Source organism: Infirmifilum sp., from assembly GCF_049970975.1.
GTDB lineage: Archaea > Thermoproteota > Thermoprotei > Thermofilales > Thermofilaceae > Thermofilum > Thermofilum uzonense.
Genome location: NZ_JBMFLX010000202.1, coordinates 1 through 1,685 on the forward strand (window position 1 = coordinate 1; position 1,685 = coordinate 1,685).

Annotated in this window: 1 protein-coding gene and 1 pseudogene; one reads left to right on the top strand and one right to left on the bottom strand. The window is 44.3% G+C overall.

The genetic code is table 11. The annotated features are described in order from the left end of the window. Nucleotides 1–384, top strand: a pseudogene (locus ACP5KC_RS10540) (hypothetical protein); the annotation flags it as partial. Nucleotides 385–456: 72 nt separating this feature from the next. Here ACP5KC_RS10540 and ACP5KC_RS10545 read toward each other — a convergent pair. Beyond that, entirely contained in the window at nucleotides 457–1,488 is a 1,032-nt protein-coding gene (locus tag ACP5KC_RS10545; RefSeq protein ID WP_428287567.1) for a glycosyltransferase family 4 protein, read from the bottom strand. Nucleotides 1,489–1,685: the final 197 nt, after the last annotated feature.

Below are 1,685 nucleotides of genomic sequence, written 5' to 3' on the forward strand. Positions count from 1 at the left end.
CCTTCCCAGCTTACAAGAACCGTAAACTGTGAGTGGCTAACAAGTAGTAACACAGCTTATAAGCGTGAAGTCTTCCTAAAGTATAAGTTTGACGAGAACCTGGAAGGTTACTCCTTCATGGAGGACGTACTCCTCTCATATAAAATCTTCAGAGACTACCCGAAAGGCTTATACATAACGCCCTTAGCTAAATGTATCCATGAGGAGGGCTCCAAGGATATCTACGGAAGCAATTTAGACAAACACAGAGACAACTGTCGTAAATACGTCCTTGTGAAGCTCTTCGGCCTTAAAGGCCTCCTATTGTATCACTGGCAAAACCTCGGCAGAACTATCCTCAAATTCTTAAAACTTGCAACTCTCTCTGGGTGGCGCGGGAAATAATAAATGCGAGATCCAAGATGGATTCATCTATCAGAGGCCTAGTCAGAGTCTTTATTGAGGCTCACCTGTTGATCACCCTCCAGCAATTCTACTGTATACCTTAAGGTACTCGCCTGCAGACTTAACCCAGCTAAAGCTTTCTGCTCTTTTAAGGCTCTTAGCTGAGAGACTAGTATATAATTCATCGTCACCCAATATTGAAAGAATCTTGTCTGCAAGTTCCTCTGCTTCGCCAGGATAGTAGCGGAGCGCGGCATTACCTGCAACCTCAGCAGCACCACCACTATCCGGTACAACGACTGGCAGCCCGCTAGCCATAGCTTCGAGAACAGCAAGTCCGAAGGGTTCTCGTGAACACGTATGAACAAGAAAGCTTGAAGACCGATATAGACGTGGCAGGCTCTTAAAAGGAACTCGATTTATAAGGCGAACTCTACCCGAGAGCCCATTTACACGTAGGTACTCCAAGATGCGGCTTTTAAGCGGGCCATCGCCCCTCATCACTACTATAAAGTCCGCCTTGTCCTTTATCAGTCTTATTGCTTCCAAGAGTACAAACGGCTCCTTAAAATTCGCCAGTCTTGAAACCCAGAGTATCACGTGCCTCCTAGGCGGCCGTCTTATCCTATTGCTCCTAAAATCATCTAAGACCCCATGATAAATTACCTTTAATGGTTTTACTCCAAGTTTTTCTCGAAGTTGGTTAGCAGTGTAATTGCTTATTGTAATTATAGGAACACCCGAGTCGCTTAACGTCAGAAGGTTTTCAAGCTCCCTTAAGTAAAAAAGCCGACTATCCTTATCCTCAACAGAGGGATCTGGAACTCCGTGCTCTGTTACTATTAAATTGTCCCACCTGCGAAGCAGGACTCCTTCACTTGACAAGTTAACATGCACAACATCATATCTCCCAGAGATGTTTTTGAGTAAAAGATCCCTAAGAAGGCTTCTATTACTATGGAAGGGAATCTTCGGGACAATTATCTGTCTAGCATTAAGATCATACCTTGCATGAGAAATTAACGTGAGAACTATCTTGCTTGAAAGCCTCCCGTAGAGACCTAACGTGTAATGCTCAACATGCGGCGTAGCCAACCCCCTCATAAACTACCTAAAACTTCAAGGCCTCGACCCTATAAACTCTTCAAGTGGACCCCTTCCGAAACATGTAGGTTATTCTGAAAACTCCTATAGCTTTTACAAGAGTAAACTTTAGCTATAAGCGGCAGACTACTAGAGGTATGGGTGCCCCTGCTAAAAACGTCTTACCACGTGTTACTATATGCACCGTAACGCTAAAC

Bases quoted from the DNA above. Each gene is read 5' to 3' on its own strand.
- ACP5KC_RS10545 (WP_428287567.1), bottom strand. From the start codon at position 1,488: ATGAGGGGGTTGGCTACGCCGCATGTTGAGCATTACACGTTAGGTCTC.